Here is a 6,607-nt window from a genome sequence, read left to right on the forward strand (position 1 = left end):
CGATTGTCGGTGCGGAAAGCTTAGTCGTTGCGCCCGAAACGCTGTAGCTCCCCTCCCCCTTGCGGAGAATGGTTGGGGGCTTGCCCCGGCGAAGCTCGCAGAGCGAAGCCGGGTGGGGGTGGCGCGACAATCGCTACGCTTTGTGGGGCACCCCACCCGTCACGTGTGTTCGCTTCGCTCTCACACGCGCCACCCTCCCCACTGCGCGCGGCTTCGCCGCGCTGGAGGGAGGGAAAAGAAGCTCCCCCCTGCTACACCCTCTCCTTCGCATCCCTGCGCCGGTACACCATCAGCATCAACGGCGCGACCAGCCGCATCAGGCCGTGGGCCGGAATTGCCACCGGCTCGGTGAACGGCAGCGCCAGATCGCGCTCCGGCACGCCCTGCACAGCTTTCGCCAGCTCGCCGCCGAGCGCGATCGACAGCGCCACCGCGCGGCCGTTGCAACCGGTCCAGCCGAACGCGATCGGCCCGAGGCGATGGATGCGCGGCATGAAGTCGGTGGTCATGCCGACATAGCCGTTCCAGACGTAGTCGAACTTGACCTCGCCGATCTCCGGCCACAGCCGCTGCAAGCGCGCCGCCACCATGGTGCGCAAATTCGCCGCCTTGTCGCCGGGGCCGATCACGTTGCCGCCGGTGACCAGGCGATTGCGCGCGTCGTAGCGCGCGAAGTACAATTCGCCATGGGTGTCCGACATCGACTGCCGGCCCGGGATGATGGTTTTTCGCGCAGCATCGGACAGCGGCTGCGTCGCCATCTGCCACGACAGCACCGGCATCACTTCAGACGCGATCGCCGGCGACAGCGTCTTGGAGAATTCCCCGGTGTAGGCATTCGACGCGAGCACCAGCGCGCGGGCGCTGATCGTGCCGTTTGCCGTGGTGACGATCCAGCGATCGCCCTGCCGCGCATAACTTGCCACCGGCGAGCGCGCAAAGATCCGGCCGCCCTGCGCCAGCACCACGCGCGCCAGCCCGCGCGCCAGCGCCAGCGGATTGATATGGCCGCCGGTTTTATTCCAGAAGCCGCCATACCAGGCGTCGGAGCCCAACATCGCCCGCGTCTGCTCGCGCGACAAAATCTCGACATCGGCGCCGAGCTTCGACCATTGCCTGACGCGGCGCTCCGCGATCTTGATACGCCCCGGCGAATGCACCGGCTGCACCCAGCCGGCCTGCTCGGCTTCCGCGGAAATCTGATAACGCCGGACCAGATCGAACAGGATCGACGCGCTGTCGCGCAGCAATGCGACGAAGCGCTCACCCGCCGCGCCGTGCTGTTTGACGATGTCGTCCGGATCGGGCCGCGACAAGGTCGGGATCACCTGGCCGTTGTTGCGTCCCGAGGCGCCCCAGCCCGGCTCCATCGCCTCGACCACGACGACATCGATGCCCGCCTCGCGCAGATGCAGCGCGGTGGAAAGGCCGGTGAAGCCGCCGCCGATGATCACCACGTCGGCCTCGACATGGCCTTCGAGCGCCGGCAGCGCCGGCCCTTCCGGAGTAGCCGCCGCCCATAGCGAATTCGGCCACTCGACCTTGCCGTTATCCATCGTCGCGCCTTCCTGAATTCCGTATCGCCTCGCGTCGCGTGCGCGACCTCGCTCCCTTGCAGCATGGGCGCGATCCGCCTAGTTTATCAAGCACATCCATTGCAAGGTAGACATCGTGAAGCTGAAGAACATCGTCGGAATCGACCACGCCGTGATCGCCGTCCAGGATCTCGATGCCGCAGCCGAGGGCTGGAAAAAACTCGGATTCACCATCTCGCCGCGCGGCACCCACAGCGCCAAGATGGGCTCCGGCAATTACACCATCATGCTCGGCCCCGATTATGTCGAACTGCTCGGCGTGATCGCCGAGACCGAGCACAACGCGCCGATGCGCGCCTTCATCGCAAAGAACGGCCAGGGCATCGAGCGGGTCGCCTTCACCGCGATCGATTCCGCCGCCGGCGCCGAAGAGATCCGCGCGATGGGCTATGCGGCGGTCGGCCCGACCGATTTCGAACGCCCGGTGACGATGCCCGACGGCAGCGAGAGCGCCGCGAAATTTCGCGTGTTTCACTGGCCGGTGAATGAAGCCCCCGGCGGCATCCGCATCTTCGCCTGCCAGCACAAGACCCGCGAGACGGTGTGGATTCCCGAGTTGCAGAAGCACGCCAACACCGCGCAGCGCCTCAAGCGCGTCATCATCGTGACGCCGGAGCCGGAGGCGGACGCCAAGCATCTCGCCAAGATGATCGCCGGCGACACCCGCACGGAGTCCGACGGCGCCGTCACGGTGCCGTCCGGCTCGGACCGCGCCGATTTCGTATTCGTCACGAAGGAGCTGCTCGCCAGGCAATCCCCCGGCGTGTCGCTCGAGGGCACCCCGGCGCGCGGCGGCGCGGCTTTGGTGTTCGTCGCCGGTGATCTCGATGCGGCGGAGAAAGCGGTCGGTGCTGCCGGGAGCCGCAGCGAAGCCGGCGTGGTCGTGCCGCCCGCCGCCGCCAACGGCGTGCTGCTGGCGTTTGTGGCGGGGTGAGCGGGTAGAGAAGCGCTGTCCGTTTCCCGGACGCGGTGCGGCGCGTCAGGCGATGCCCTTGCATCGCCGCAAGTGCCGCTCCGCAGATCCGGGACCGTACCAAGCACCGGCGTTTGGGGCGGTCCCGGCTCTGCAGCACACTACGCCGCCAAGCGGCGGCGCATTGCACTGCGTCCGGGACAAGAGTCCAACGCTCAATCCCGCGCTGGCGCGTTTTCGGAATGAACTGACCCTCAAGCCCGTCATTGCGAGGAGCCCTTGCGACGAAGCAATCCAGTCTTTGCTTGTGGCTCTGGATTGCCGCGTCGCTTCGCTCCTCGCAATGACGGCTGCGGGTGAATCGAGTCATCTCAAAGAAAAAATGCCTTCAGTTCAGCTTGATATCCAGCGCCTTGATAATCTCGCCCCAGCGCTTCGTCTCCGATGCCGCGTACGCGCCGAGCTCGTCCGGCGTCGATGATTTCACCTCAAATCCCATCGCCTCGAACTTGTCCTTGAAGCCTGGCGAATCGACGATTGCCGCGAGCTCCTGGCTGAGGCGATCGACCACCGGCTTCGGCGTGCCGGCGGTGGTGTAGAGCCCGGCCCAGATCGCGCTGAGCAATGTCGGATAGCCCAGCTCTTTGGTCGTCGGCACATCCGGCAGCACCGGCGAGCGCTTCAAGGCCATGATGGCGATGGCGCGCATCTGGCCGGATTGCAGCTGGCCCAGCGCATCGGGGATCGAGGGAAACATCATGTCGAGCCGGCCGCCGAGCAGGTCGGTGATCGCCGGGCCCTGGCCGCGATACGGCACGTGCATCAGATGCGTGCCGGTCTCGCGGTTGAACAATTCGCCGCCGAGATGGGTCGGCGAGCCCACGCCGGAGGAGCCGAAATTGAGCTTGTCGCCGTTCGCCTTGATGGCCGCGATCAGACCGGGAAGGTCGAGGCTCTTGAAACGCTCGCCGGGCACGATGACCTGCGGATAGATCGTCACCAGGGTCAGCGGCTGGAAGTCGCGCACCGGGTCGTAGGACAGCTTGTCGTACAGATTGACGTTGGCGGCGTGCGTCCCCGTGGTCGCCATGTACAACGTGTAGCCATCGGGCGCGGCGTGGGCCGCCTCGGTGGCGGCGAGATTGCCGCCGGCGCCGGGCTTGTTCTCGATCACCACCGGTCGGCCCAGCCGCTTCGACAATTCGTCGGCAATCGAGCGCGCCTGGGTGTCGGCGCTGCCGCCGGCCGGAAACGGCACCAGGATGCGCAAATTGCGCGACGGCCATTCCTCGGCGCGGGCCGCGGTGCCGAACGACAGGATGGCGACCGACAGTACGATGCGCAAAATGTTCATCCGGTCGAGGCTCCCTGAAAGAATTCAATCGCGATCTCGTTGAACAATTCGGGCTCGGTGCGCGACAGCGCATGGCCGCCGCGCGCCACAAAATGCCCGCGCGCGCCGGGGATCAGCCGGACGAATTCTTCGGAAAAGTATTTCGGAGTCAAGATATCGTCCTCGGCGCACACCACCAGGGTCGGAATCGCGATGCGCGACAGTTCGGCGCGGCGGTCGAAATTGAGGATCGCCTCGAAGCGGCTGACCTGGATGTCGGCGCTGCCGAGCTGGTCCGGCGCGGCGCGCTCGGAGGCGGCGATCTCTTCTTGATGGGCATTGATCCAGTACGGCGGATACAGCAGCAGCGTGCTGTATCCGGCATAGGCCGCGACCCCCAGCTCGCCGAACAGCCGCGAGCGCAGCCCGAGGATCTTGCGGCGGTAGGCGTCGCCATGGGTGGTGCTGGCATAGATCATCATCGCGGAGATTCGGTCGGGATAGTCGAGCGCCGTCGCCACGCCGATCGCGCCGCCGGTGGAATGGCCGAGATACATCGCGCGCTCCAGCCCGGCGTCGTCCATCACCGCGATCAGGTCGGCCGACATCTGCTCGACCGACACGACCGGCTCCCGGCTCGAGCCTCCGGTGCCGCGCTGGTCGAACCGGTAGACCGTAAAATGCGCCGTCAGCGCCGCCATGTTCGGCGCCCAATAGGCGCCGACGCCGCCCAGCCCCGCGCCGAGAATCAGCGCAGGGCCGTCTCCCTGCTTCTCCCAGGACAGAGAAGCACCGTGTCTTATCGCAATGGGCATGAAGTTGATGATCCATTTCGCAGATGTGATTAGCAATTAACGTGCCTGCGCCCGGTCGGTTGCCGTCACGCCGGCGAAAGCTGTCGAAGACCCAATACGGACACCGTGCCGTCGCACCAGTTTCACGCTTGGCCCGTAAGCCGGCGCCAGACATACGACGCAGGACACAATGCATACCGACATCGAACACGATCTGACCAGCGACCAGTGGGACGTCTTGCGCGCGCTGCGCCCGGCCATGGTTCCGGCCCGCAAGCCGAACGGCTACATCGTGGAACAGCTCGTTGTGCTTGATTTGGTGACGCTGTCCGACGGCGCACCGCGGCTCACCTCGAAAGGCCGCGCCGTGATGCTGCGCGGCTCGCCGCGATTGTGGGATCTGGCGGCGTAGGCGCGGGGTGGCTGGGTTCTGATTCGGTTCGTTCCCCGGACGCGGCGCAATACGCCACGCAGTGGCGTGGTGCGACGCAGATCCGGGGTCCCGGTTGTTTTTTAAGAAAGCGGGATCCCGGATCTGCGGAGCGGCACTTCGCGCCGCACCGCGTCCGGGACACGATCCACCGCTTCAGTCCAAACGCATCCCCCTCTAAAAATTAATCGTCGTCCGCACGCCGAACACCGCGGCGTCCTTGATGCGCCGGGTCTGCGCGGGGTCGTTGGGATCGACCGCGCCGCCGCCGGGGTGCATGACGTACTGAAACAGCGGCTGCACCAAAACCCCCGGCTTGACCTCCGCCAGATACGTCAGCTCGACAATGGCCTCGAAGTCGCGCACCGGCGTGGCGATCCCGGTGAACTCCCGGATATCGCGGTCGAACTGCCGCGCGCCGTCGGAGATCCGCGCATAGGTTATCGCCGCGCCGATCTTGTCGTTCGGCCTGCGCTCGCTGAAGCCGGTGACCTGCACGCCGCCGTCGATATAGACGCTGACCAGGTTGCGGTCGGACGGGCTGACCGAGGCGCGTGCAAAAAAGCCGATACCCTTCTGCGGATCGAGCGCGCTGTGCGCCAGCTTCTGCTCGTAGACCGCGAAGATGCCCTGGTTGCGCCGCAGGTTGGCGGGCTCGCCGGATCCGGCGGGATCGGCCTGCGAGAGGCCCTGCGCGGTCAGGCGCTGGTCGTCGAACGTGCCCATGTGATACCAGGCGCCACCGGTGATCGAACCCGGCAGCGACGCCGCGCCGAGCTCAAAACCGTATTTGAGCTGGCCGATGAACCATGGCGGGTCGTTGACGCGAAACAGCAGCCCGTGGGGGTTCTTGATCTGCGGGTCCTGCGGGCCGGCCGGCGCGGCGTCGCCATCGAACACCGCGAAATAGGCGGTGAGGCGCTCGGTCAGTTGCGCCTTGAGGCGAATGCCCGGCACCGCCAGCGGCGGCGATGGCCCGCCGCTCGGCAGGATCACCCCGGTGATACCCGGCCAGCCCAATGCCGAATTGGCGAACACGTCGTCGTACTTGCTGTCGATGAACTCGATGTCCGAGGGCTGCTGGCCGACCTTGATCATCAGCCGGCCGCCCCACAGCGACTGCTCGATCCACATCTCGTACAGCCGCGTCGCCGGCAGCGCCTCGATGCCGCTCACCAGCATCAGGTTGCCGATATAATCGCGCGATAGTCCGTCGCCATGGATCTGATAGATGTTGGCGTGGAAGGTCGCGCCGCTCCAGCCCATCAGCCGTTCGAGATCGACGTCGGTGCCGAGATCGAGCCGCCCGGTATAGATCGCGCCGCGGCGGATGCCGCCGGAGGCATTGCCGAGGGCCTCGCCGATATAGGTTGCGGAAAAGCCGATGCCCCAGTCGGCGAGAATCTGTTTGGCATCCTTCGCGGCAACCTCGGCCCTGGCGACGAATTCGGCGGCGCGCGCCGGTGCCGCATGCGCGAACAGCAGGCAGATCGCCGCGATCGCCGCCGCGCGCATCCTGGCTGGCCATGGTGTCGGCATGAT

Annotated in this window: 6 protein-coding genes; 2 read left to right on the plus strand and 4 right to left on the minus strand. The window is 66.3% G+C overall.

What is annotated here, in order from left to right:
• Nucleotides 1-251: 251 nt before the first annotated feature.
• Entirely contained in the window at nucleotides 252-1,556 is a 1,305-nt protein-coding gene (locus tag JWR89_RS00370) for an FAD-binding oxidoreductase (protein WP_299710320.1), read from the minus strand.
• Nucleotides 1,557-1,671: 115 nt separating this feature from the next.
• Here JWR89_RS00370 and JWR89_RS00375 point away from each other — a divergent pair, with 115 nt between their 5' ends.
• Nucleotides 1,672-2,529, plus strand: coding sequence for a VOC family protein (locus JWR89_RS00375; protein WP_299710322.1), 858 nt, complete (start codon nucleotides 1,672-1,674; stop codon nucleotides 2,527-2,529).
• 367 nt (nucleotides 2,530-2,896) lie between these two features.
• Here the strand turns inward: JWR89_RS00375 and JWR89_RS00380 are convergent, their stop codons facing one another.
• Nucleotides 2,897-3,862: a tripartite tricarboxylate transporter substrate binding protein gene (locus tag JWR89_RS00380; RefSeq protein WP_299710324.1), complete on the minus strand. Its 966-nt coding sequence runs from the start codon at nucleotides 3,860-3,862 to the stop codon at nucleotides 2,897-2,899.
• Nucleotides 3,859-4,656, minus strand: a complete 798-nt coding sequence (locus JWR89_RS00385) for an alpha/beta fold hydrolase (RefSeq protein ID WP_299710326.1) — start codon at nucleotides 4,654-4,656, stop codon at nucleotides 3,859-3,861. Before JWR89_RS00385 ends, JWR89_RS00380 begins: the two co-directional genes overlap by 4 nt.
• 169 nt (nucleotides 4,657-4,825) lie before the next feature.
• Here JWR89_RS00385 and JWR89_RS00390 point away from each other — a divergent pair, with 169 nt between their 5' ends.
• The gene (locus JWR89_RS00390; protein ID WP_299710328.1) at nucleotides 4,826-5,047 is read left to right on the plus strand and encodes a hypothetical protein; all 222 of its coding nucleotides are present in this window, start codon (nucleotides 4,826-4,828) and stop codon (nucleotides 5,045-5,047) included.
• Between the two features lie 195 nt (nucleotides 5,048-5,242).
• Here the strand turns inward: JWR89_RS00390 and JWR89_RS00395 are convergent, their stop codons facing one another.
• Nucleotides 5,243-6,604, minus strand: a complete 1,362-nt coding sequence (locus tag JWR89_RS00395; RefSeq protein WP_299710330.1) for a carbohydrate porin — start codon at nucleotides 6,602-6,604, stop codon at nucleotides 5,243-5,245.
• Nucleotides 6,605-6,607: the final 3 nt, after the last annotated feature.

It is taken from the genome of Tardiphaga sp. (genome assembly GCF_028290785.1).
In the GTDB taxonomy this organism is placed as follows: domain Bacteria; phylum Pseudomonadota; class Alphaproteobacteria; order Rhizobiales; family Xanthobacteraceae; genus Tardiphaga.